This is a genomic window from Neolewinella antarctica (assembly GCF_011927835.1).
Taxonomy (GTDB): Bacteria; Bacteroidota; Bacteroidia; order Chitinophagales; family Saprospiraceae; genus Neolewinella; species Neolewinella antarctica.
Window position 1 is genome coordinate 162,432 of the sequence record NZ_JAATJH010000005.1, and the last position, 22,614, is coordinate 185,045.

Below are 22,614 nucleotides of genomic sequence, written 5' to 3' on the forward strand. Positions count from 1 at the left end.
TCAGCTAAAATATCGGAGGTGGCGCGGTCGCAGGTGCAAGGATTTATGGAAAAGAAGCAAGGGTTTTACCAATACGTACCCGTCAGAAACATCATGCGCAAGAATGCCAGTACGCTGGTTTCAGTGAGCGTAATCGGTGCGGCCAAATCCCGGAGCTCTTCGTCGTTGTGGAACACGATAAACAGCCCGTCCTTAAAGGCTTGCCGGGCTACCTCGATACTGTCTTCCACCGTAGCTAACTTCCGATTGGCAATGTCCCCGAGGCCGACCTTACCGGCCTGCGATTGCTCCTGAATATCCCCTGGCGTCAGGAAAGGCATCAGCAGAACCTCCTCCCGTTTCAGGTTGAACCGCGCGACTTCCTGGTGAACTACGGCGGTCAGCAGCTCGTCCAGGTTCCTGACCGGCGGCAATGCGTAGTCCACCGTGCGGACTTTCTTCTTGCCGAGGTGCTTGAGCTGTATAGATATGGGGAGCATAACTTGTTGGTTCCGTGGTGAGACATAACAAACTTATACCCTATTTGATTACCACACAACATTATGTAATCAAATTATTTAAAATAAACAAGAACTATCACTACTCTTCGAGCACGTTCCGAGTATTTACTACATTTCTACTCCCGGGTTCGGGGCCGATTACAGCTTGATGGCGTGACTTTGCTATCTTTAAATGACAATATTTTACCGCATAGCACGAAATTCTACGAAGCAAAACAACGGCCGCTTCGGCGTAGCCGAAAAGAGATTTTTGTGCTTTTGTGTTTGTGTGGCGAAAAGACCTACGCAGCATCCGTTAGCAATTTATCCACTCGATCACCCCACCACAATTTTTCCGCGCAGCGAAAACGATCGGACCGACCCTAAACCACAAATGCCCTAACTTCGCCGGCCAACCCACCCAACCAAACCGCCCATGGCCAGCGTCGACATTCAAGCCCTCAACGAACAGATCCTCCTCGACTCCGAAGTGATCACCCGCATCCGCCAGGAAACGGCCAAAGTCATCGTCGGGCAGGAGTATATGGTGGATCGGCTATTGTTAGGGCTGCTCAGCCGTGGACACATCCTACTGGAAGGCCTCCCCGGCCTCGCCAAAACGCTGGCCATCAACACCCTGGCCAAAACCATTTCCGCCGACTTCAGCCGCATCCAGTTCACGCCCGACCTGCTGCCGGCCGACATCGTCGGTACGATGATCTACAACCAGGCCGTCAACGACTTTACCGTCCGAAAAGGGCCCGTATTCGCGAACTTCGTGCTGGCGGATGAGATCAACCGCGCGCCGGCCAAGGTCCAGTCCGCCCTCCTCGAAGCCATGCAGGAACGGCAAGTGACGATCGGCGACCAGACCTTTAAACTGGAAGAACCCTTCCTCGTTCTCGCCACCCAGAACCCCATCGAGCAGGAAGGCACTTACCCTCTCCCGGAAGCCCAGACGGACCGCTTCATGCTCAAGTGCACCATCGGCTACCCCACCCGGGAAGACGAAATCGAGATCATGCGCCGCAACATCAGCCAGGGCTTCGAAAAAGTAAACGCAGTGGCAACGACGGCCGAGATCATGAAAGCCCGCCAGAGCGTCCGCAACATCTACATGGACGATAAGATCGAGCGCTACATCATCGACATCGTCTTCGCCACCCGCGAGCCGGAAGCGTACCGACTGGCCGATCTCAAACCCCTCATCACCTTCGGCGGCAGCCCGCGCGCCAGCATCAACCTCGCCCTCGCCGCCAAAGCCCACGCCTTCCTCCAACGCCGTGGCTACGTAACGCCGGAAGACGTGCGCTCGGTCTGCGAAGATGTCCTGCGCCACCGGATCGGATTGAGCTACGAGGCGGAGGCGGAGAATATTCGGCAGGAGGATATTATTGCTCGGGTTTTGAATGTGGTGGAGGTACCGTAGAGTAGGAAGATTAGGCGGTAGGAATAAAGGCGGTAGGCGGTAGGCTGGTAGTCGGTAGGCTGTCCGTAATTTACAGCCTATCGCCTAATCTTTCTACTACCTACTACCCTTGCACCTGCGACCGCGCCCGAGTCGCCCCTTAACGACCTAAAGCGCGTACCCCACGTGCCATTCCAAAAACTTCGCCTGCGAGAACCACCGCGCGTTTAGCACTAGTTCGGCGTAAATCGTCTGATTAAAGCGGTAAGCCAGTCCGATTTTTTGGTGAATGCGCGGGCCGTCGAAGTCGCGGTTGTAATTGTGAAAATAAACTTCCAGCCGGGCGGTTGCGGAGAACCGGTGGAAGACCAATTCGTAGAACGGATGCACGCTGAAACGTAGGTTGCGCCCGCTGAACGCCGAACTGGATTTTCGCAGCGCACCATTGTGAACCGTCGGCCGTGCCGTCGCACCGCTGTGGTACAGCGCCGTCGCACCCACGCCAATTCGAGATTTTGGGGAAACGCCGCGACTGTACCCGATCGTCGCCCCACCCAGGCCGAAACCGAGGGCTTCGTATTTTTCTTCCGGGTTCAAGCCGGGTAATTCGTAGAGGTGCTTATCCAAGCCGCCGTATACGGATATCCGCCATTCTTCGCGTTCGCGCAGAGGCACTTCCGTTCGTACTAGCTCCGTACCGGAGGTTGCCTGTTTTAAATCCACCGGCCGAGCGAGCCGGTACGTCAGGCCCACGGCTAACGCCATCACGTTGAGACCGGCGTTCGGGCGGCGCAGGTTTCCGTTGGAAGCGTGGCTAATCTTGAAGTCTGTTTGTAAGCTAAAATGGTCGCTGAGTACCCAGTTGAGGCCCAAACCAAGCCGGGCGTAGGCGGCTACGTGGGTACCCACCACTTCGTTGTGAGGGTTGGTGGTAAAGTTATAGGGAGCCCAGCCGAAGGAAACGCCGAGCTCCGCGTGGTAATCGAAACTGAGCCCCCGGCGGCGAAAGAAGGGCGCCCGGAAGTAGCGGTACACCGCCAGGGGGGAGCCCATTTCTTCGGGTGATTCCAGCCGCAACCAGGACACGCCAAACCCACAAATCGGGTCCAAATATCGCCGCTCCCAGGGACGGCTCCGGCCTTTTTGCCGGGCTACTTTCAGCGATGCCGCAGCGTAATCATTGAGGGGCTGGCCGCGAAGATTATCGCCCTTGACGAAGCCGTCCGTCATCATCACCTGCCCCCACTGGCCTTCGCCCGTGAACAGCCAGGTATCCTGCGCGCTGAGGTTCGGGGGTGTTATCAACAAGAGAAGGGCAATGGCTAGCGGGCAATGCATTGGGTGGCGTGTGTATTTCCAGTTCGGGCTTTAACCCGTGTGCGTCTCTATGTACAAGATGGTCTTTTTGTTACAGTTAGCGTAGAATACGGTGAGAATTAGGCAGCAAGAGGCAGGCGGTAGGTGGGTAGGCGGTAGATCACGCCCGCCCCTACCGCCTACTAGACTACCACCTAATTCTTCCTACCGCCTATCCTTCCTACCGCCTACTTCTTCTCCAATTTACCCATCACTTCCAGCAGCATGTTGACCCCGATAGCGTCCATCGCATCCGCGCCCTGGCCGCCGCTCCCACCACCGATAACGATCTGGGGGACTTTGACTTTCGCTAGTTCTGCAGCAACGCCAATCCGGGTGTCCTTTTCGATCTGCGCTTTCTCCAGCGGCGAGAGACCGGCGGATACCTTGAGGCGGGCAACTTCGGCGGAAGCTTTACCCTCGGCGAGAGCCTTATCGGCCTGGAACTTTGCCTGGAGGGCTTGCTCCTTGCTGACGGCCGTCTGGGCCTGGGCACGAATTTCGGCTTCAATCTTAGCGGCTTCCTCCGTGGCGCGGACTTCGGCGACTTTCTGGCGGCCCCGCATTTCGGCCGTGAGGGCTTCTTGTTGGGCGGTGACGAGTTCCTGCTTGGCGATGGCTTCGCGGGTACTCTGCTCGACCTTAGCCTTCAGCTTTTCGTTGACGACCGATTCGTATTCCACCAGCGTGATGGCGACGAAGTTGGGGATGATGTCGTACTGCTGCACGTCACTTTTGGCGAGGATGAAGGTGCCGTCGGCGTTCGTGCGGGGGTTGTTTTCGTAGGACCGTATCTTCTCGCCGCTCGACGTGTCGATGCGGACCTTTTCCTGCTGGTCGATAATGTACTGACCGTTGCGCAACTGGAATTTGAAGGCTTCGGCGAGCTCCGATTTGCCGCCGGAGTAGTGGCGCTCGCTGTCCATCAGCTGGAAGGAGTAGTTAGCGCATTCTTTCGAGTAGTCAGCTAGACTGGCGGCCAGGCGACTCTGCTCGCGGTAATCTTTGTGGATGGCCAGCATCCGCTCGTCGTTGTTCGGCAGTTTCCACTTGACGGAGTAGCCGACCTGGTTGGCGTAGGTGCCGTCGGCGAACTGGCAACGGATGGGCTCGGAAAAATAGCTGATGTCGGACTTCCGCTTTTCGAGGCGCTCCACCTGGACGGTCACGACGTCGGCGTAAGTAGTGGTTTTACTGAAAAAACCCGCCCAGTACATGCCCGTTTTGAAGCGGACGGTTTCTACGCCGTTAATGCCCTGCACGACGGTTCGGTAGCCCTGGTCGTTCACGGAAAAAGGATTGAAAGCCAGCGACGCCAGGACGATGAGGAAAAAGCCGGCAATTAAAAGGATTTGCTTAGTGGTAATTTTCATAATGGGTGTAATTAATTGTTTTGATTACCCCAAAATTAGGCGTGAAAATCCCTTTGTCAAGTGGTTCTCGACGAAGCTAGGCGGTTCTTCGATTTGTCAAGGAGGGCACGGGATGAAGGGGCGAGGTCGCAGGTGCAGGGTTTAAAACAGCTAGCGAGTAGTGGGGCCAGCGGATGACCTATTTCCCGTACTTTAGCCTAATGACCTCCCCGATAACCGAGCTCCACCGTTACCTGGACGAACACCGACTCTGGTACAAGACCATCGAGCTGAAGCGTGGTGAGTACCTCCACCGGGCCGGTGATCGAGACGGTAATATTTACCACATCCTCTCCGGTACCCTACGTGCCTACGCGATCGTCAACACGGACGAAGCACAGACCATTCGCTTCGCTTACGTAAATGACTTCTACGCCGCGATCGACTCCTTTATTTCGGGCGCGCCAACTATTCTTTACGGTCAGGCTTTGCGCAAGACCACGGTACGAATGACTCGCCGCGATGTGTACCAGGAGCACGTCATGAAAAATCCGCAGTTAGCTAAACTCCGGCACCAGATGCTCGGCTGGATGGTCACGGGCCAACTGGAAAGAGAGATCGATTTGCTAACGAACGACCCCGCCGAGCGCTACCGCCGGGTACTGGGACGTAGCCCCAGCTTTTTCAGGAAGTCCCCGCAAAATACATCGCTAACTATCTACGGATGACGCCCGAAACACTGTCGCGGGTCCGGCAGCCAGACCTTTCGTGCAAGTGAGCACTCGGGAATATTGTAAAACCTTGATCTCGCGTAAGAACCGGGTAGTGATTCTACCAGACCTTTACGTTAATCACCAATCCACAGCATAAGCATGTCGCCCCGCAACACCACCGAGCTCCTCGAAAAACTTACTACCCATACAAATCGGCACCTGGCTTCTGCCCGAAGTCTTCTTGCTCTTCCCGACAAAACCTTGCACCTGCGTCCGCGCCCAGAAAGCTGGAACGCACTCGAATGCCTCGCCCACCTGAATCATTACGGTGATTACTACCTCCCCGAAATCCGCCACCGGATCGAGACGACGAAACATAACACGCCACAGCCCACCTACACTTCCTCCTGGCTCGGCAATAAATTCGCCACTGCCCTGAAGCCGGGACCGAAGACCCGTAAAATAAGTACGTTCAAGAGCGCCAATCCCGTCAACTTCGCGACAGAAGCCGACCGGACCACGATCGACGAATTCATCCGCCAGCAGGAAGAAACCCTCGACCTACTCCAACGCGCGGCGAGCGTGGACCTGACGCGGACCAAGACGGGCATCAGTATTTCTCAGCTACTAAAACTTCGACTTTGCGACACCTTACGCATCCTGATCTATCACAATTGGCGCCACGTGGAACAGGCGCAGCGCGCCTGCGACCTGACGGATTAGCGTTTGCTGAACCGTACGATACCGCTGCGACCCGCTTCGTCGCGAATCCGTAGTAAGTAGAGACCGGCCGGCAAGGTGGCGACGGACAAATCCGCCCGTATGCCATTCACTTCCTGGCCGGGTAGGGCGATCCGGCCGTCCAAAGTTCGCACCTCTACCGTGAACCGACCCTTCGTGTTTTCGGGCAAATCGATGGTCAACCGATCGCTGGCTGGGTTGGGGGAGACCTTTACTAAATCATTTAGCTCGCCCCCCCGCGTACTTACGGGCGTTTCGTTATCAAAACCCGGCGTGCTGCGCTGGGCGACGAAGGGGCCGGTACCGTTCGGGACGCGTGACAGCGACTGGTTAGTCGTCTGCTCGCCGAATTCCGTGCCGTCGATCGTGCTGCCGTCGGCGTTGGAGAGGTAGATAGCCTCACCACCGCGGCTTAGCTTGAAGTTGACGTGAATACCCTGCTGATCGAGGTCTTCGTCGGCCCAGAGCAGGAGGTAGCCATCGGCGGCAATGGCCGTGCCGGCGGGGAACTTAAACTTCAGCCGGTCGTCGTCTTTGTCGGAGATGTAGGTGTCGCTGAGGTCTATCGCGGCGTCGGTCGTGTTGTAGAGCTCGATCCAATCGGGGTAGCCGCCGTCGGGGTCGCTGATGTTGCTGGTGGAGTCGTTGTCGGCTACGAATTCGTTGATGGCTAGGGCGCCGGCGGGGAGGGTGGTTTGGGCTTGTAGGGTGGTTGCTAATGTTAATAGCAGCAGGGGGGAAAGTAGGAAGCGAAACATTGGGTTGATGTTTATGGGGTTTAGGTTTCTAGGTAGCAAAAGCTACGCAAAGGTAGGGAAGTCTTTGTTTGGATTATCACCGGGCCGCGCCCGGAGAGGGTTGGCGCGAATTTGGAAGAAGTGATGATTACACGAGCTGACTTAGCACTAAACCGGAATTTTAATTAAACGAATAGGGGCGACAGCAGTGTAAATCGGGGAATAGGCTTATTACAAACAAAACGCGCCCTCCCCGCAGTTGGGGAAGACGTGTTTTGGGCTCAAGTAACCTTATAAACTCAGACTCCTTCCGAGTTAGGAATTGGGAATTGAGTGAATATATCATCGCCGGCCCGGTCAATAGGTAGAAAATTCGCATTGAGCCGCCCGTAGCGACGTAGGTCAAACATCTGGTGACCTTCACCCCAAAGAGAGTAAGTCCGTTGCTTTAATAACTCGTTAATTAATTCATTACGATCGTTGTTATCATCAAAATCGTCGAGCCCGGCACCAGTGCGCACGATATTTATACCCCGCTCGGCATCGTCCAAATCACCTGTTTGCAGGTTAGCCTCCGCCCAAATAAGGACGAGTTCCTCGTTACGGATGAAACTCATTGGCGAAGTAGCAGATGCGTAGAGGGCCGTTTCAAAATTACCAGCTAGGCCATCTTGACCGGTTTCTTGCACGCGCTGACGCCACTTGCTAGACCGATTATCACCTTCTTCTAACCCATTGATAATGCGAGGATTTACGACCCACTGGTCGCCACTCTGGCCGGGTGCTTTGAAAGCAGGGTTTAAAATATCACCGGCGGCAGTACTGAAAACATGATTAGGGCCAGTAGATAAGTCACCGTCCAAGTCCAAGAAGCTATCCTCCACCAGCTCTAACGCTTCTTGGTAGCGACCGGCACGCGTAGCGACCCTGGCCGCCAGCGCGCGGTTAACCTGCGAAAAGGTGGCTGGGGTAGCGAAGTTGGTAAAACCCGTACTCAGGGTAAAGGCAAACTCCGCCCCACTCAGTTGCGCATTAGCCTCATCAAACAAGGCTAAAATCATATCGTACCCTTCCTCTTTGCTAACGTAGGGACCAAGATTCTCTGGATCAGCCACGTCGATTCGGACACCATTTTCATCCAGCAAATCAAGCACTTGACTAAGCATTAAAGCTTTGATCGTGTTGGCAAACCCACGGTATCCAGCGGCTTCCGCAGTATTTATTTGGTCCGTATTGTCCACCGCTTCAAGCAGGGTATTTGCATTTTTTATTACTCGATACCGCGAACCGAAAGGAGCGGTTACGTAAAATGTGTTGTCATCGAGTATAACGTCATCTTTACCAAGTAGGTCTTCCGTATTCCGGGGGTCGGCATCGAAAATATACAGTTCACGGGCAACGGTGCCCGATGCGCTTTGATAAACGTCAAAACTATTTCGCATACGAGCCTCGATGCCGGTAGCCAACAAATTAAGTTCGACTTGGCTGGCATTACTGAGCACACCGTTCAGGCTCGGCCCGTTCAGGTCGAATTGCTCTTCGATCTCACAGGACGGCAGGGCCAGCAATAGCAAAAGTGCCGGCAGAAAGACGCGTAGTGCGTTAGGGAATTTCATGGTTATAGTATTTATAGCTTTCTTCGGACGGAAGCCAGAGAAAGTAGATATTAAAAGTTGGCACCAACGTGGAAGTAAAACTGACGGGAAGAAGGGAAGGGCGTTACTTCGACGTTCGTTGAAAGTCCGCCACCACCTTTAGCGGAGGTTTCCGGATCGTAAGAGCTGTAGTCCGTTAGCGTAAAAATATTTCTTCCAGATATCCCCACTTTTAGCCCTTCGATGAATCTACTCTCCAGTGGGATGTTATAGTAGATAGAAGCTTCCCGGAGGCGGAAGTAGGATCCATCTTCAATAAGTCCTACGATGTTATCATCCGCCCGCGGCGTCTGAATACCAATATCCGTTAAGTAGCGTGTCAGGTTCAGAATATCGCTGCCCTCGCGCCAGTGGAAAAGTGCGCTAGCGGAAAAATTACCTACCGTTAGGTTGTTACCCCAGCCAAACTGGAAGTCCGGCTCGGTATCACCAACCTGCGTGGGAATGCCATCAACGTTCAGCCAGAGCCCCGTAATCGGACTGCCCTCATCGATGTAAAAAGTACCGAGCCCTAAACCAAAAGCAGTGGCCGGAGGAACGAAACTGGGGATGTCCCCATCACCTTCACCATTGCCACCTTCAATACCCAGGCGAGTGATTTCACTGTCGTTATACCAAAAATTCAGCGTAGTACGGTAATCGACATTACTTGTCCGAATAGGATTTAAGCCAAGTTGAATCTCCAAACCCTGATTTCGTAGATCAAGATCATTACGAATCTCGTTACCGAAACCGGAACTGGTCGGTAGTGACCGGTCGTATAGTAGATCGTTCACGTCCCGGATGTAATAGCTCGCAACGAGATTAACCTTATTTTCTAGCAAGCCGATGTCGATACCAAATTCTAATTCGGAACTCGTCTCCGGCTCCAAATCAGGCTTTCCCTGGCTGCCATTGACCGTAAAGCCGGACTGCCCCCCAATATTTACGGGGCTGAGGGAAGTGAACAGGCGACCGTACTGTGCGCTACTACCCGTTTGACCGTACGCAATGCGGGGTTTAAACTGGGTGATAAAATCGGTGTTCCAAAAATCAAATTCCGTCAGGTTCAGGGCCATGCTAGCGCGGGGAAAGGCAAAAAATTTGTTGGGATCACCGTTGAGGCTCGACTTGTCAAAGCGAACGCCGACGGTAGCAATAAAGCGATCATTAATGTTCACCTCCTCCTGCACGACAAACCCGAATTCTTCTACTAGATTAAGTACCTGATTAATTTCCTGCGCACCGCCTTGAGTCAAATTCTGCTGTAGCGGGATAAGTTGTGTCGTTTGATTATAAACAAAGTCATTATCAAATTTCAGGTAGGTGACGCCACCCTGAGTCGTGAAGTTGATACCGCTGTCCGTGTAATAATCGTAGACACCGATTGCGCTGTAGTTATAATTAAAGACGTTGTTTTTACCAATGCCCAAAAATCCATTCTGAACGCCACGCTGAGACTGAAATGTCTCGGGGACGTAAACCTCCGTCTCGTTATATAAAAAGTCTAAACCACCATTCAGCACGAAGCGGAGCGATTGATTGTTCTTGGTGAAGGCGCTATACGTCAGGTTAACTCCCTGAAGGACACGATCGATGTTCTCGATATTCCGCGTCTCGTCCCTCGTCTGGATGGGGTTACCAGAAAAGGTAGGGTTATCTGGGTAGACGCCGTCTTCGTCCGGAAAGAGGTTGTACCAATCACGCGTGAACGCAAGCGTGTAGCCGTAGCTCAAACCGCCTTCGTTCTCGTTACCGCTGAAACCACGGCTGGCACTGGAGTTGATGTAGTTGGTATTGGATTGAATTTTAATCTTGTCACTCAGTTGATGGGTGACGTTCAGGCGAGTAGTGAAACGTTCGTAGCCCGTTCCCTTGATGATGCCGTCCTCATCCCGGTAGCTTCCACTAAGAAGGAAACGGGTTTTGTCGCTACCACCGCTAATGCGCAGGCGGCTATCTGAAATCAAGCCTTGCTCTCCGTAAATTTCATCTTCGTAATCAAAAATTTCCCCCCTCGCCGTCGCTGCATCAAAGCGCGCTTGTTCTGCCCTGCCAGCGGCGATCTGCGCTGCTGTCGGGGGCGATTCCGCATCACCAAAATTAGTAGTAAACTCCTCAAACACTTGCTGAGAAGTGAAACTCCGCCGGCCTACTTTCCGAATGATGGTGTTGAACCCAATGTCTTGGTTAAAACTAATTTCCGTCTTTCCCCCTTTCCCCTGTTTCGTAGTAATAATAATTACCCCCGCGTTGGCTCGGGTACCGTAGATGGCAGCGGCGGAAGCGCCCTTAAGAACTTCCATAGTAGCGATATCATCCGGATTAATATCCGCCAAACGATTGGATGCCCCTTCTTCAGTCGGGTCGTTCGCTCCGGAAGCGTTACCGCTGCCATTCGAAATCTCCACGTTAGAAATATAAACCCCGTCCACAATAATCAGCGGCTGGTTGTTACCCGACAGCGAAGACACCCCGCGTAGGCGGATCGCGTAACCACCACCCGGTGCGCCGGACGTCTGGGTAATGTTCACGCCCGTCATCTTGCCGTAGAGCGCGCCGTCAACGGTCTGCTGGCTGGTCGCGCCGGTGAGTTCTTCACCGCTTACGGTAGATACGGCGTTGGCGAGGTTGGAGCGCTTGATCGAGCTGGCCAGGCCGGTAACGACGACCTCGTTGAGGTTCGTCACGTCTTCTTCCAGCACGATATTTACGGTACTCATCGTGGAGTTAACCTTTACGCGCTGGGTGGCGAAGCCGGTGTAGGAAAGGATGAGTTGCTCGGCGTTGGCCGGAACGGTCAGCGTGAACCGGCCGTCGATGTCCGTCACGGTACCACTACTCGTGCCGGCGGCCAGGATGGAAACACCAATGAGGGGCTCGCTCGTCGCATCGGTGACGGTGCCACTGAGGGAATACTGGGCCACCAGCGAGGCGGAGGCAAAAAGGGCAAAAGCTACCAGGAGGCCCGCCCGTTGCAGAAGAAAACGCATGGTAAATGATCTAGTGAGGAAAAGGTAGATGAAGAAACGTAAAAAACATCCACGCGCTGGCTTACGTTACGCGTTACCACAAATTAACGCATAAATATTTTGCCGATAGATTGCCGGTCGTTCTTTTATTTTGAACTTAATCGCAAACGCCACCCGTTCCACCCTTCCTGCATTGGTTTCGCACCTACTTTAGGCTTGCGGCATCACGCAATTTCGAAAGAACTATCTTTCCAATCGCTACTTCCCACTCCCCCAAATACCCCTTGCACCCCCGGATAGCTATCGGGGGGACCGCGTAAAAAAAGCGCTCCTCCCCATCCCAATTGAATTAGGATGGAAGGAACGCTTGAATTCTTTTCCAAAAATAACTTGAGTATTTACCGCAACACCACGTCCCCGTAAGCGGTAACTACCCGAATCGTTCCGGCCCCGGTACCGTTTACTTTGCCTTTTACCGACGCTGAAGAGCCTTCACTCGTGCGGTTCAGCGAACCTTTTCCGTTCGCCGAGATGTCGCCGTAGCGCGTACTGAGGTCGAGGTCGTAACCCCGCCCGGCGGGCATGCCGATCGTGACGTCGGCGTAGCGCGTCGTAATGTCGATTTTACTGAAATTACTACCGAGTTCATCGATATCGATGTCACCGTAACCACTGTTTCCCATGATGGATTTATTGATGCGGCGGAAGGAATAGTCCGTGTAACTACCGTCGAAATCGACTACGTCGACTTCACGGATGTCGATATCGTTATAGTTACCGCGCAGGGTCACTTCCGTTGCCTTCTCGATTTCTATTTCTTCGTAGCCGGCGTCGATTTTGATGACGTTCGCCGTGCCGATCATGCTTTCACTGTACCGGCCATCGTAGCTCAGCACGTCGGCCTTGCGAATCGTGGACTTGCCGTAGCGGAGGCGCAGGCTACTCGTCTTACCCAATTCATCAGCGCGGACGGAGCCGTAGGATACCTGGACGGTATTACTGCCGGATAATTTACCGCACACCACGTCGCCGTAAGCGACCTCCGTCGTGTTGTTACCACTCAGGTTGGGCAGGCGGACGTCGCAGTACTTGGCGACGGTTTCCAGGGTTGCCGCGGCGGGCATTTTGACGTTGTAGTGGACCTTGAAGTCGCTGGAGTTATTACTGCTGCCAAAGTTGATGACAATATCATCCCCGAAAAGCTTATTCCAGAAACCACCGCTTTCGGCGTTGCCGATGGTCGTGGTGGCCGTCGCGCGGTTGCTACTGCCGGCAAAGTTGATGGTGATCCGGTCGAACGTCTTGTTGGCTTTTTCCAGGCTCGTGGCCTCGACTTTGATGACGACGTCGATCTGTACGCGGTCGCGGTCCCAGGTTTCCACGTTGATCTCGCCGTAGCGATTTTCCAGGCGGACGGAGCCGCGGCCGTTCACGTCGAAGGACTCGGAGAATTTGCGTTCGTAATCCTGGTCCGGCGCGGGTGGGGTGAGTGGGTCGGCGCGCAGCCCCGCGCCCTGGCCGAAGATCAGCAGCAGGGGGAGCAGAAGGGTGATTTTATAATTCATGTTCGTTTGCTTGGTTGGCGGCGGCTTTTTTGCTGCCGGAGGGGAACTGGCGCTGTACGCGCAATAGGATGTCGAGCTTCGTCCGGTAGATCCGGATCATTTCTTCGACTAATTCGGCGCGCTGACTTTCCGGGACATCCAATAAGGAAGCACGAATCTCGGCGGTGGCCAAATCTATTTCTTTAAGGTCGGCAACGAGTTGGGGGTCGTTGTTGACTTGCTTTACTTTCGTGAACTGGGCTTCGATCTCGCGCTGGTAGAACTGCTCCGTTTCGAGGTAGTCTGGGCTGATGCGTTGCAGTTCGGTGGCGACGAGGTCATGCTCGGCCGTCCGGTAACCCTGGCTGTTGCCGAGGAGGAAAGCCGCCACGATCAGGACCAGTGCGGAGGCGGCCACGCCCATCATCGGCAACAATCGCTTGCGGCTGTGACTGACCCGGAGGGGTGGTGCGGTGGAGGCACCGGCGCGGGCGCCCCGGAGCTGGGCGAATATTTGCCCCTCCAGCCGGGGCGGGGGGGTGGCGTCGTCGAAGGCATCGCGGTTGGTAGCCACGAAGGTGTCAAACGCGTCCGGTTCGTCGTCTTCGGGGGCAATGGCGCCTTCGATGCGGCCCCAGAGGTTATCGGGGGGCGAGGCGTCGTCGAATTTTTCTCGGTTGTTGAGGAGGAAATCCTCTAGCTTATCGTTGGCCATGGGTAGGAGGATTATTGTTTGTTATTTAAAATCTGCGCGAGCCGTTTTTTGGCGCGGCTGAACTGTGATTTGCTCGTCCCGACGCTGATGCCGAGGATGTGGCTGATCTCTTCGTGGTCGTAGCCCTCAAAAATGTAGAGGCTCAGTACGACGCGGTAGCCTTCGCTTAGTTGCATCATGCCCTTGCGCACGCGGTCCACCGTCATGTTTTGGGCGCTGAACGCGGGTGCCGGGTCGGGTTCTTCGGAAGCAATGTCGTGTTGGCGCGCGTCGTAGTCCGTGGTGAGGAGCCGGCGCTTCTTAAGGTGATCGATGCAACGGTTGACGATGATGCGCTTGATCCAGGCACTAATCGAGGCGTCGAAGTTAAACGTATCGATCTTGCGAAAAATATCGACGAACGCCACCTGCATGACGTCCTCCGCATCGTGGGAATGCTTCAGCATGCGCAGGCAAATATTATACATCGGTTTGGCGTAGTGCCCGTAGAGCTCGCGTTGACACTTACGGTCTTTTTGCTGGCAGCCCAGCACTAGTTCGCGGTGCGTATCGCGGTAGTCGGCGGCGGTTGGCATAAGTGATTTGTGTAGAAGGAGTCCCAAAGTGTGGTTGGTGTGCTTGTTTGGGGGGAAAGACGACGCACGGTCACCGGGGTTGCACGGGAACGGTCCCGTTACTGCTATTTGCATATAAACCTTGCACCCGCGACCGCGACAAAATAGTCTGTGGTCTAGGGTCTGTGGTCTAAGGTCTAGAGTGACGACCACAGACCACAGACCATAGACCCTCTCTCTACACCACCCCCCGCATCCGGTCAAACTTAAGCACCACCGCAATCATCAGCGTAAAACTCAGCAAGGAACTACCGCCCTTCGAGATGAACGGCAGCGGAATCCCGATCACCGGCATCAGCCCCATCGTCATCCCGATGTTGACCAGCACGTGGAGGGTGATGATGCCCGCCACGCCGTAGGTAAACGCCCGCGCGAACGTTCGCGTCTGCCGCTCGGCGATCACGCTCAGCCGCCAGAGCAGAAACAAGAAGCCCAGGATGATCGAAAACGACCCCACGAACCCCTGCCCTTCGCCGATGGCGGAAAAGATGAAATCCGTTTCCTGTTCGGGCACGTAATCGTACTTCGTCATGATGCCCTCGAACATCCCCCGCCCGGAGAAGCCGCCGCCGGCGATCGCCAGTTTCGACTGGATGATGTTGTACAGCGCGCCCCGCTCATCCATCCCGTCGGGCCGCAACCAAGCGTTGATCCGATCCTGCTGGTGTGGCATGAGAACGTTGTTGAAAAAGAAATTGGCCAATGTCGCCAGCGCCCCGCCCCAGACCAGCGTCACCAAACTCGTCACCGCCACCTGCGTCCGTTGCCGCACCAGTAAATAACCGGCCAGCACCAGGAAATTCAGCGTTAAAACACCCAGTATTGGCCACCCCAAGTCAAGTTGCAGGTGGCTCCAGATTGCCAGAGCGCTCACGCCCAACGTCCCCAACACCCACCACCGCGATTTTTGCGGGACCGAAAAACTCATCGCCAACGAGAGCAGCACCAGCAGCGCGCCCGCCAGCACTTTCGGGTCCTGCACAATCCCCAACAGAAACATTGCCGCCGTGAAGAACCCGAACAGGAGTAAAATCCCCGGCAGCCCCTCCCGGTACATCACCAACAGAAAACTGGCGAACACCAGGGCCGAGCCCGGGTCGGGCTGGAGGACGATGAAGATCGCCGGGATCACCCAGATCATCGTCCCCGTCAGGATGTTCCTCACCTTTTCCATCTTACCCGTGTACTGGCTCAGGAAGGCCGCCATCGCCAGGCACGCCCCGAATTTTGCCAGCTCACTCGGCTGAAACGTAAAGCCGGCCACACTGAACCACGACCGCGCGTTGTTAATCTCCTTACCGATCAGCAGCACGAGCACGAGCAACACCACCGTCCCGATGTAGATCGGGTACGCCCCCACCACCCAGGTCTGGCGGTCGATGAACAGGTCCACCAGAAACCAGGCCCCCAACGAGATAACCAACCAGATGAACTGCTTGCCGGCGAAGGAATTGAGCAGCGACGCCACGTCACCCGCCGCGTACCCCTCCGGCGGCCGGCCAACCGCGTACAGCGTGCTGATGCCGGTCAGGACGAGGAAAAAGTAGATTACTACCGTGACCGGGTCCACCACGTGACGGTTACTAATGTTCGAGATCATACCCGCTGGATCATTACTTCGTAAATTGAAAAGTGACCACCTCCGCTTGGAAACTGGTCACCTATTCCCGGTCGGGCGTTTACCGTGGTGAGGAGATCTTTCCCTCGCTATTCTTCATAATCTATTTCATCCCGCCCCGCTAGTACATCCTCAGCAACTCCGATTTATTGACGTCCGCCTTCACCAAGTAAACGCCTTCGAACTGGCGGTTCAGCGTAAACTTCAGCCGCTCGGCCTCCTGCTTGGTCAGGAAAGCACCGGCCCGCAATTTGTAGTAGGGCTTCGTGTGGACCCAGTCCACGGGGATGTTCGGGTAGTTAACTTTAAAGTCCGTTTCGACCGTCTCCAGGCGCGCCCGGTCGGTCGTCGCGAGGATTTGCACGCGCCAGCCCGACACCTTGGTGTTGGCTTCGTTGGTGCGCACGAATAATTCGGTTAGGTCTTCCACCTTCGGGTCCACGTCGACGGTAACGCTGGTTTGGGCGCGGACGCCGGTGCCGAGGAGAACCGTAAAAGCAAGGAAAAGTAAGCTACGTAGCATGGTAAGTCATTTTAGTCCACCAGGGCGATGCCGGAGGAAGTCCCGAGGCGGTCGGCACCGGCTTCCACCAGCGCGTTGGCGAAGGCTTTGTCGCGGATGCCGCCACTAGCCTTAATCTTAATATCGGCGTGGAGGTTCGCCCGCAAATACTGAACCTGCGCCACGGAAGCCCCCTCCCGCGTGCCGGTGGATGTTTTAACGTAGGTTGGCTTGACGTCATTACAAATGCCGCAAATTTGTTGCAACTCCGTTTCGCTGAGGGTGCCCGCCTCGACGATGATCTTACAGACTTTGCCCTTCAGACGGGCCGTCGTCGTTACGGATTCCAGGTCGGACCGCACGTAAGCCCAGTCACCGGACTTCACCGCGGAGATGTTGACAACGATGTCTAATTCATCGGCTCCCTCGTCCATGGCCCGGCGGATTTCCTGCACCTTGACGGCCGTTTCCTGATAACCGTAGGGGAAGGAGATAACGGTAGCCAGCACGACGGCCGTGTCGTTCAATAATTTATGCGCGCGGGTAACGAAATAGGGGGGTATGCAGACGGCATAAAAACCGTGCTCGATCGCTTCCCGGCACACGCGGTCTACGTCATCGCCGGTGCAGTCCGCCGCTAAATAGGTATGGTCAATCAGGTCTTTCAATTATTCTTGGTCTAATGCACCCAGTAGTGGTGTAGCCGTAAGATTCAGCGCTGGAGACTACCGGTAAAAGCCAGCCATAACCAGACTAAACAAAGGTTTGTAGAGAAACAAAGCGTGAGCTCGGAAAGACGCGGTGACAAGAACTGGGAATGCCGCCACCGGGCCGGGCCACAAGATAGGTTGGAATGTAGTTAGGTAAGTCAGAAAGGGGGGATTAATCTGTGGGGCCGGGCAAACGTAAAATGGCTCCCAACCACGCGTTCGGACGGTCAGGAGCCAGCTACTTAATCATTATAACCGAGCCACGCAGTTACTTACCGTGGCACTGTTTGAACTTCTTACCGGAGCCACAGGGGCAGGGGTCGTTACGCTTCACTTTTTGGCCGTCCCGCTGAAACGTCTCTACCTTCTGCCGCTGTGCCTGCCCGGCGGATTCAGCTGCCTTCCGGGCGTTGTCGGTATTTTCCTCGTGGCGGTTCGTTTGTGTCTCGCGCTCAGCCAGGGCCTGACGCTGCGGCGCACGCGCTTCCCGAACGTCTTCCGGGCGCTGCAGGACGAGGTCGCCTTTCGCCAGGTAAGCCGTGGTGGCCTCGTTGATCTGGTGAATCAGTACTTCGAACAGCTTGTACGCCTCGATCTTGTAGATCACGAGTGGGTCTTTCTGCTCGAAGGACGCCAGGTTGGTGGACGACTTTAGTTCGTCCATCGACCGCAAGTGCTCTTTCCAGTTATCATCGATGATGGCCAGCGTGACCGTCTGCTCGATGTCGGAAATAATGCTTCGCCCGTTAGACTCGATGGCCTTATCAATATCCGCCGTGATGGAAAGCGGGTGCGTGCTACCGTCCGTAAACGGAATGACGATCCGCTTGTAACGACCCGGCTGGTCAGATTCCACTTGGCGAATGTGCGGCATCACCCGATCCACGAGCAGCAACATCTTACCGTGGTAGAAACTGCGGAACTCCTCGAGCAGGCGATCGGCCAGAGCGTTAACGTCCTTGGTTTCCCGGAAGTCAGCTCCTTCGATCTTCGTCTCGAAACCAAGCACGCGCAGTACTTCAAACCGGAAAGCGTCGTAGTCACCCGCCTGCTTGTTGACGTACACGATGTTGTCCAGCAGCCCCTCAAACATACCGTTGAGGTCGAGCTCCAGGCGCTTACCACTCAGCGCATTATCCCGTTTCCGGTAGATGGCCTCCCGCTGGATGTTCATTACGTCATCGTACTCCAGCAGGCGCTTCCGCGTTCCGAAGGCATTCTCTTCGACTTTCTTCTGGGCGTTCTCGATCGACTTCGTAACGATGCCCGCCTGGATAACGTCCCCTTCCTTGTGCCCGGCCCGGTCCATCCACTTGGCGATCCGGTCGGACTGGAAGTAGCGCATCAGCCGATCTTCGAGCGATACGTAGAATTGGCTGGACCCCGGGTCTCCCTGGCGACCGGCCCGGCCGCGCAGCTGGCGGTCGACGCGGCGCGAATCGTGGCGCTCCGTACCGATGATGGCCAGACCACCGGCCTGTTTCACCTCATCGGTAATTTTGATGTCCGTACCCCGGCCGGCCATGTTGGTCGCAATCGTCACGTTACCGGCGTACCCGGCTTCGGCAACAATGTCGGCTTCCCGCTGGTGCTGCTTGGCGTTCAGGACGTTGTGGTTCACACCACGGCCGCGTAGGTAGCGACTCAGTTTTTCACTAATCTCGACGGACGTCGTACCGACCAGCACCGGGCGCCCGGCTTCGGTCAGTTCCTGTACGTCGTTCACGACGGCGTTGAATTTTTCCCGCTCCGTCTTGTAAATCAGGTCGTTCCGGTCGGCCCGCTGGATGGGGCGGTTGGTGGGGATGACGACGACGTCGAGTTTGTAGATGTCCCAGAATTCTCCGGCTTCCGTTTCGGCCGTACCGGTCATGCCGGCGAGCTTGTGGTACATCCGGAAGAAGTTCTGGAGCGTAACCGTAGCGTAAGTCTGGGTGATTTCGCCAATTTTGACGTTCTCCTTCGATTCTAGCGCCTGGTGAAGGCCATCGCTGTAACGGCGGCCGTCCATCATCCGGCCGGTTTGCTCGTCGACGATCTTTACCTGGCCATCCATGACGACGTATTCGGTATTGTTCTCGAAAAGCGTGTAGGCCTTGAGGAGTTGGCGGATGGCGTGCAGGCGCTTGGATTTGACGCTGAAATCCTGGGCGATCTTATTCTTGCGGAGCGCTTTTTCCTCGTCGGATACGCCCGGCTCGTTGTCTACGTCGGCCATATCGGTGGCCAGGTTGGGCATGATGAAGAATTCCGGGTCCTGGTTGTAGCGGCTCAGGTACTCGATGCCCTTGGCGGTAAGGTCCACCTGGCGGTTCTTCTCGTCGATGCTGAACAGGATTTCGGCGTCGATCTCCGGCATCCGCTTATTCTTCTCGGCCATGAAGGCGTTTTCCGTTTTTTGGTAGAGGGTACGGATGCCGTCTTCGGAGAGAAATTTGATCAGGGCGCGGCTCTTTGGCATGGCGCGGTAAGCGCGTAGGAGGGGGAAACCGGCTTCGCCTTCTTCTACGCCGAGGTAACCTTCTTTGGCCAGTTTCTTGGCTTCTAGTAAGTATTTGTTGGCCAGCTTCTGCTGTTCCGCGACGAGTTTTTCGATGTGTGGCTTGAGTTCTTCGTAGTCGCGGTCGTCCGTGCTGCCGGTGACGGGCCCGGAGATGATGAGCGGCGTCCGGGCGTCATCGATCAAGACGGAGTCGACCTCATCGATCATGGCGTAGTGGTGCTTGCCCTGGACTTTGTCCGTAATGTTGCGGACCATGTTGTCGCGCAGGTAATCGAAGCCGAATTCGTTGTTCGTACCGTAAGTAATGTCGCATTCGTAAGCGGCGCGGCGTTCGGGGCTGTGTGGGCGGAAGTAGTCGATGCAACTGATGCTGAGCTGGAGAAATTCCATCAGCGGGCCAATCCACTCGGCATCCCGCCGGGCTAGGTAATCGTTGACGGTGATGACGCTGACGCCACCACCGCTGAGTCCGTTGAGGTAAGCCGGTAGGGTAGCGACGAGGGTTTTGCCCTCACCGGTCTGCATCTCGGCGATCTTACCCTCGTGGAGGGCAATGCCACCAATGAGCTGGACGTCGTAGTGGACCATTTTCCATTCAATCTCGCCACCGGCGGCCGTCCATTTGTTGCTGTACACGGCCGTATCGCCTTCGATGGTGATGTGGTCCTTTTTTTCGTTGGCGGCCAGGTCGCGGTCGGCCTGGGTGGCGGTGACGCGCAGTTCCCCCTGTTCGGTGAGGCGGCGGGCGGCTTCCTTAACGGTGGCGAAAGCTGCCGGCAGGATTTCTTTCAGGATCACTTCGAGTTCCTCGTCGCGGTTCTTACTGAGCTCATCCACCTTTTTGTACATGGCGTCCTTGCGCTGGAAGTTTTCTTCCGTGACGGCCAGGCCGTTTATGCGGTCGATCTCCCCGTCGATTTCGCTCAGGTAGTCCCCAATCTGCTTGCGGAACATGGGCGTGCGGGCGCGCAACTCGTCGTTGGATAAAGTGAGGAGGGTAGCGTGGACCTCGTTGATTTGCTCAACGACCGGTTGGTAGGTTGCGACGTCACGATCTTGTTTGGATCCGAATACTTTCTTAAAAAACTTGCCGAGCGCTCCAGCCATAACTTTGCTATTTACCCCTTTTCCTTGCACCCGCCCCGATAGCTACCGGGGCGCCAACCGGCCACTATAATGTAGACGCTGGAAAGCAAGAAAAAGACTTCTTAATAATAATAAGGCCGCGAAGATACGCCGGGGCCACCGGCAAAAGCGCACAAAACACGCCACCGGAATATACGCGACAAGTTGTCACGGGAAAACGAAAACGGCCTGACAGTCAATCAGGTTGTGTAGCACCCAATGCGCGATTTTAGTAACTGAGTTTTTTTGCCCAGTCACTAACCAGAAAGACCATCCAAAAGGCTCCAACTAACTGATCCTGCGCAAAAGGTTTGACCACACAGCACACAGAGGCCACAATGGGTGCCTCTTCTTTGTGTTCTCCGTGCCCTTTGTGGTAAAGGAAAAAAGGCACTGCGTGAGGTCAGCAACTAAGTAAAAAAAGTCACCGCTACTTACACAGCTCGTACCGACCGAAAATAGAAAACCCCACGAACGCAGTTAGCGCGGTGGGGTCTCCCTAAACGGTTGCAAAAAAAATGTTGCACCGGGGAAGCCCGCCGGAGCGGACTATAAGCTTACTTATTTGGTATCCCGGTGTAAGCTAAAATTAGAACGTAGCTGGGTAGCGATTCGTTTGTTCGAGCAAAATGCCCCCGTGGCGCGGGGTGAAAGCGGAGGGATTATTGCCTAATCCCTCCGCGCTAAACTCACTCAAAAACATAGGTCTTGTAACTAGTAATTCAGTCCTTCAAAGATACGGTCTTTCTGTATAATACAAAACTATTTTGCTTATTATTTTCCTTTATGTGCGCTTATGTAATCTTATTGATAACAGTTCCTGAATAGTTCAATCACGCCGTAGCTTTGGGGCAATATGGAAGACAAATTGGAGAAAAAAGTCGGTATTCTGGGGGTGGGTTGGCTGGGTTTCGCCCTGGCAGAAAGCTTGCTGGCCGATGGCGTTGCCGTACACGCCAGCTCGCGCCAGCCGGGTAAATTAGCCGAACTGGAAAGAGCGGGCGCGGACACCTTTTTGGTTGACCTCCCGCAGATCTTACCGGAAAGCTTTTTCACCGGTTTGACGCATCTGGTAGTTACCCTGCCGCCCGGTGGCCGTAAATTGAAGGCGGCGGCCACGGAAGACTACTTGGGTAAACTGCGGCCCCTACTTCCCTTCCTGGACGCGTCGCCCGATTTACGCCTGATTTTTTGCGGTACCACGGGTGTTTACGGCGACGCCGAGGGGGCGGTGGACGAATCCACGCCCGTCGCGCCGAATACGCATTCTACCCGAGCGGTGGTGGCGGCGGAAACCTTTTTTTTCCCCTACGCCGATCGGCTTACGGTGCTTCGTTTTGCTGGCCTGGTGGGTCCCGGCCGTCACCCGGGTAATTTCTTCGGCGGAAAAAATTTCCCCCTCAACCAATCCGATGCGCCCGTCAACCTCGTACATCAGTCAGACGCGGTGGCCGCCCTGCGATTAGCTTTAGCGACGACGGCATTTAAAGGAGTTTATAACGTATGTGCGGCCGCTCACCCGCCAAAAGGAATATTTTATGGCGCTGCCGCCGGTGCACTGGGTTTGACGATGGGAGCGGAGATCGCCGGTGGTACTACTGGAAAAAAAATAGACAGTACCCAATTACGGACCGCCGGCTGGCAACCAGAGCACGATGAGTTAATAATATTTTTGCAAAATTAGTGACCCAGCGCGCCGCGCCGAGTCTAAGAAACTATAAGAGAAATACTTGAACAACAACTTTGAAACTTTTGGATTTTTAACGAATGCCACTACTGTCCGATAACTTTTGTTAGCCATTCGCAAACACAAACTTTTACTTGAACATAACTTTAAAGCTACTCATCCCACTCGGGTGAGTAGCTTTTTTATTTATGTGCAATTCATGCG

Annotated in this window: 17 protein-coding genes; 4 read left to right on the forward strand and 13 right to left on the reverse strand. The window is 55.0% G+C overall.

What is annotated here, in order from left to right; genetic code table 11:
* Positions 1 to 65 precede the first annotated feature (65 nt).
* Complete coding sequence (locus GGR27_RS14800) at positions 66 to 479, reverse strand: hypothetical protein (RefSeq protein ID WP_209037955.1); 414 nt, start codon at positions 477 to 479, stop codon at positions 66 to 68.
* Between the two features lie 436 nt (positions 480 to 915).
* On the opposite strand from GGR27_RS14800, the gene GGR27_RS14805 reads away from it, so the two are divergent.
* Positions 916 to 1,908, forward strand: a complete 993-nt coding sequence (locus GGR27_RS14805) for an AAA family ATPase (RefSeq protein ID WP_168038680.1) — start codon at positions 916 to 918, stop codon at positions 1,906 to 1,908.
* A 147-nt stretch (positions 1,909 to 2,055) separates the two neighbouring features.
* Here the strand turns inward: GGR27_RS14805 and GGR27_RS14810 are convergent, their stop codons facing one another.
* Both GGR27_RS14810 and GGR27_RS14815 read right to left on the reverse strand, forming a co-directional pair.
* Entirely contained in the window at positions 2,056 to 3,225 is a 1,170-nt protein-coding gene (locus GGR27_RS14810; protein WP_168038682.1) for an acyloxyacyl hydrolase, read from the reverse strand.
* A 206-nt stretch (positions 3,226 to 3,431) separates the two neighbouring features.
* A complete protein-coding gene (locus GGR27_RS14815) occupies positions 3,432 to 4,616 on the reverse strand; it encodes a hypothetical protein (RefSeq protein ID WP_168038684.1) in 1,185 nt (394 codons plus the stop codon).
* Positions 4,617 to 4,816: 200 nt separating this feature from the next.
* Here GGR27_RS14815 and GGR27_RS14820 point away from each other — a divergent pair, with 200 nt between their 5' ends.
* Together GGR27_RS14820 and GGR27_RS14825 are read left to right on the forward strand one after the other, a co-directional pair.
* Positions 4,817 to 5,323, forward strand: a complete 507-nt coding sequence (locus tag GGR27_RS14820) for a Crp/Fnr family transcriptional regulator (RefSeq protein WP_168038686.1) — start codon at positions 4,817 to 4,819, stop codon at positions 5,321 to 5,323.
* Positions 5,324 to 5,467: 144 nt separating this feature from the next.
* Positions 5,468 to 6,031 (forward strand): DinB family protein, encoded by a 564-nt coding sequence (locus tag GGR27_RS14825; protein ID WP_168038688.1) that lies wholly within the window; start codon positions 5,468 to 5,470, stop codon positions 6,029 to 6,031.
* Here the strand turns inward: GGR27_RS14825 and GGR27_RS14830 are convergent.
* The 10 genes from GGR27_RS14830 to secA all read right to left on the reverse strand — a co-directional run bounded on the left by GGR27_RS14830 (position 6,028) and on the right by secA (position 20,705).
* Positions 6,028 to 6,807 (reverse strand): lamin tail domain-containing protein, encoded by a 780-nt coding sequence (locus tag GGR27_RS14830; protein WP_168038690.1) that lies wholly within the window; start codon positions 6,805 to 6,807, stop codon positions 6,028 to 6,030. The genes GGR27_RS14825 and GGR27_RS14830 overlap by 4 nt on opposite strands.
* 278 nt (positions 6,808 to 7,085) lie before the next feature.
* On the reverse strand, positions 7,086 to 8,402 hold the full coding sequence (locus tag GGR27_RS14835) for a RagB/SusD family nutrient uptake outer membrane protein (protein WP_168038692.1): 1,317 nt from the start codon (positions 8,400 to 8,402) through the stop codon (positions 7,086 to 7,088).
* A 50-nt stretch (positions 8,403 to 8,452) separates the two neighbouring features.
* Complete coding sequence (locus GGR27_RS14840) at positions 8,453 to 11,413, reverse strand: SusC/RagA family TonB-linked outer membrane protein (protein WP_168038694.1); 2,961 nt, start codon at positions 11,411 to 11,413, stop codon at positions 8,453 to 8,455.
* Positions 11,414 to 11,790: 377 nt separating this feature from the next.
* Positions 11,791 to 12,957, reverse strand: a complete 1,167-nt coding sequence (locus GGR27_RS14845) for a DUF4097 family beta strand repeat-containing protein (protein WP_168038696.1) — start codon at positions 12,955 to 12,957, stop codon at positions 11,791 to 11,793.
* The gene (locus GGR27_RS14850; RefSeq protein WP_168038698.1) at positions 12,947 to 13,651 is read right to left on the reverse strand and encodes a hypothetical protein; all 705 of its coding nucleotides are present in this window, start codon (positions 13,649 to 13,651) and stop codon (positions 12,947 to 12,949) included. Before GGR27_RS14850 ends, GGR27_RS14845 begins: the two co-directional genes overlap by 11 nt.
* Before the next feature lie 11 nt (positions 13,652 to 13,662).
* A complete protein-coding gene (locus GGR27_RS14855) occupies positions 13,663 to 14,226 on the reverse strand; it encodes an RNA polymerase sigma factor (RefSeq protein ID WP_168038700.1) in 564 nt (187 codons plus the stop codon).
* A gap of 217 nt (positions 14,227 to 14,443) precedes the next feature.
* On the reverse strand, positions 14,444 to 15,865 hold the full coding sequence (gene rodA, locus GGR27_RS14860; protein ID WP_168038702.1) for a rod shape-determining protein RodA: 1,422 nt from the start codon (positions 15,863 to 15,865) through the stop codon (positions 14,444 to 14,446).
* A gap of 139 nt (positions 15,866 to 16,004) precedes the next feature.
* Positions 16,005 to 16,406: an SPOR domain-containing protein gene (locus GGR27_RS14865; RefSeq protein WP_168038704.1), complete on the reverse strand. Its 402-nt coding sequence runs from the start codon at positions 16,404 to 16,406 to the stop codon at positions 16,005 to 16,007.
* A gap of 11 nt (positions 16,407 to 16,417) precedes the next feature.
* On the reverse strand, positions 16,418 to 17,053 hold the full coding sequence (gene deoC / locus GGR27_RS14870; RefSeq protein WP_168038706.1) for a deoxyribose-phosphate aldolase: 636 nt from the start codon (positions 17,051 to 17,053) through the stop codon (positions 16,418 to 16,420).
* Positions 17,054 to 17,363: 310 nt separating this feature from the next.
* A complete protein-coding gene (gene secA, locus GGR27_RS14875) occupies positions 17,364 to 20,705 on the reverse strand; it encodes a preprotein translocase subunit SecA (RefSeq protein ID WP_168038708.1) in 3,342 nt (1,113 codons plus the stop codon).
* A gap of 874 nt (positions 20,706 to 21,579) precedes the next feature.
* Between secA and GGR27_RS14880 the strand changes: the two genes are divergently transcribed.
* On the forward strand, positions 21,580 to 22,407 hold the full coding sequence (locus tag GGR27_RS14880) for an NAD-dependent epimerase/dehydratase family protein (RefSeq protein WP_168038710.1): 828 nt from the start codon (positions 21,580 to 21,582) through the stop codon (positions 22,405 to 22,407).
* The last annotated feature ends 207 nt before the right edge of the window (positions 22,408 to 22,614 follow it).

Bases quoted from the DNA above. Each gene is read 5' to 3' on its own strand.
- GGR27_RS14800 (WP_209037955.1), bottom strand. From the start codon at position 479: ATGCTCCCCATATCTATACAGCTCAAGCACCTCGGCAAGAAGAAAGTC.
- GGR27_RS14805 (WP_168038680.1), top strand. From the start codon at position 916: ATGGCCAGCGTCGACATTCAAGCCCTCAACGAACAGATCCTCCTCGAC.
- GGR27_RS14810 (WP_168038682.1), bottom strand. From the start codon at position 3,225: ATGCATTGCCCGCTAGCCATTGCCCTTCTCTTGTTGATAACACCCCCG.
- GGR27_RS14815 (WP_168038684.1), bottom strand. From the start codon at position 4,616: ATGAAAATTACCACTAAGCAAATCCTTTTAATTGCCGGCTTTTTCCTC.
- GGR27_RS14820 (WP_168038686.1), top strand. From the start codon at position 4,817: ATGACCTCCCCGATAACCGAGCTCCACCGTTACCTGGACGAACACCGA.
- GGR27_RS14825 (WP_168038688.1), top strand. From the start codon at position 5,468: ATGTCGCCCCGCAACACCACCGAGCTCCTCGAAAAACTTACTACCCAT.
- GGR27_RS14830 (WP_168038690.1), bottom strand. From the start codon at position 6,807: ATGTTTCGCTTCCTACTTTCCCCCCTGCTGCTATTAACATTAGCAACC.
- GGR27_RS14835 (WP_168038692.1), bottom strand. From the start codon at position 8,402: ATGAAATTCCCTAACGCACTACGCGTCTTTCTGCCGGCACTTTTGCTA.
- GGR27_RS14840 (WP_168038694.1), bottom strand. From the start codon at position 11,413: ATGCGTTTTCTTCTGCAACGGGCGGGCCTCCTGGTAGCTTTTGCCCTT.
- GGR27_RS14845 (WP_168038696.1), bottom strand. From the start codon at position 12,957: ATGAATTATAAAATCACCCTTCTGCTCCCCCTGCTGCTGATCTTCGGC.
- GGR27_RS14850 (WP_168038698.1), bottom strand. From the start codon at position 13,651: ATGGCCAACGATAAGCTAGAGGATTTCCTCCTCAACAACCGAGAAAAA.
- GGR27_RS14855 (WP_168038700.1), bottom strand. From the start codon at position 14,226: ATGCCAACCGCCGCCGACTACCGCGATACGCACCGCGAACTAGTGCTG.
- rodA (WP_168038702.1), bottom strand. From the start codon at position 15,865: ATGATCTCGAACATTAGTAACCGTCACGTGGTGGACCCGGTCACGGTA.
- GGR27_RS14865 (WP_168038704.1), bottom strand. From the start codon at position 16,406: ATGCTACGTAGCTTACTTTTCCTTGCTTTTACGGTTCTCCTCGGCACC.
- secA (WP_168038708.1), bottom strand. From the start codon at position 20,705: ATGGCTGGAGCGCTCGGCAAGTTTTTTAAGAAAGTATTCGGATCCAAA.
- GGR27_RS14880 (WP_168038710.1), top strand. From the start codon at position 21,580: ATGGAAGACAAATTGGAGAAAAAAGTCGGTATTCTGGGGGTGGGTTGG.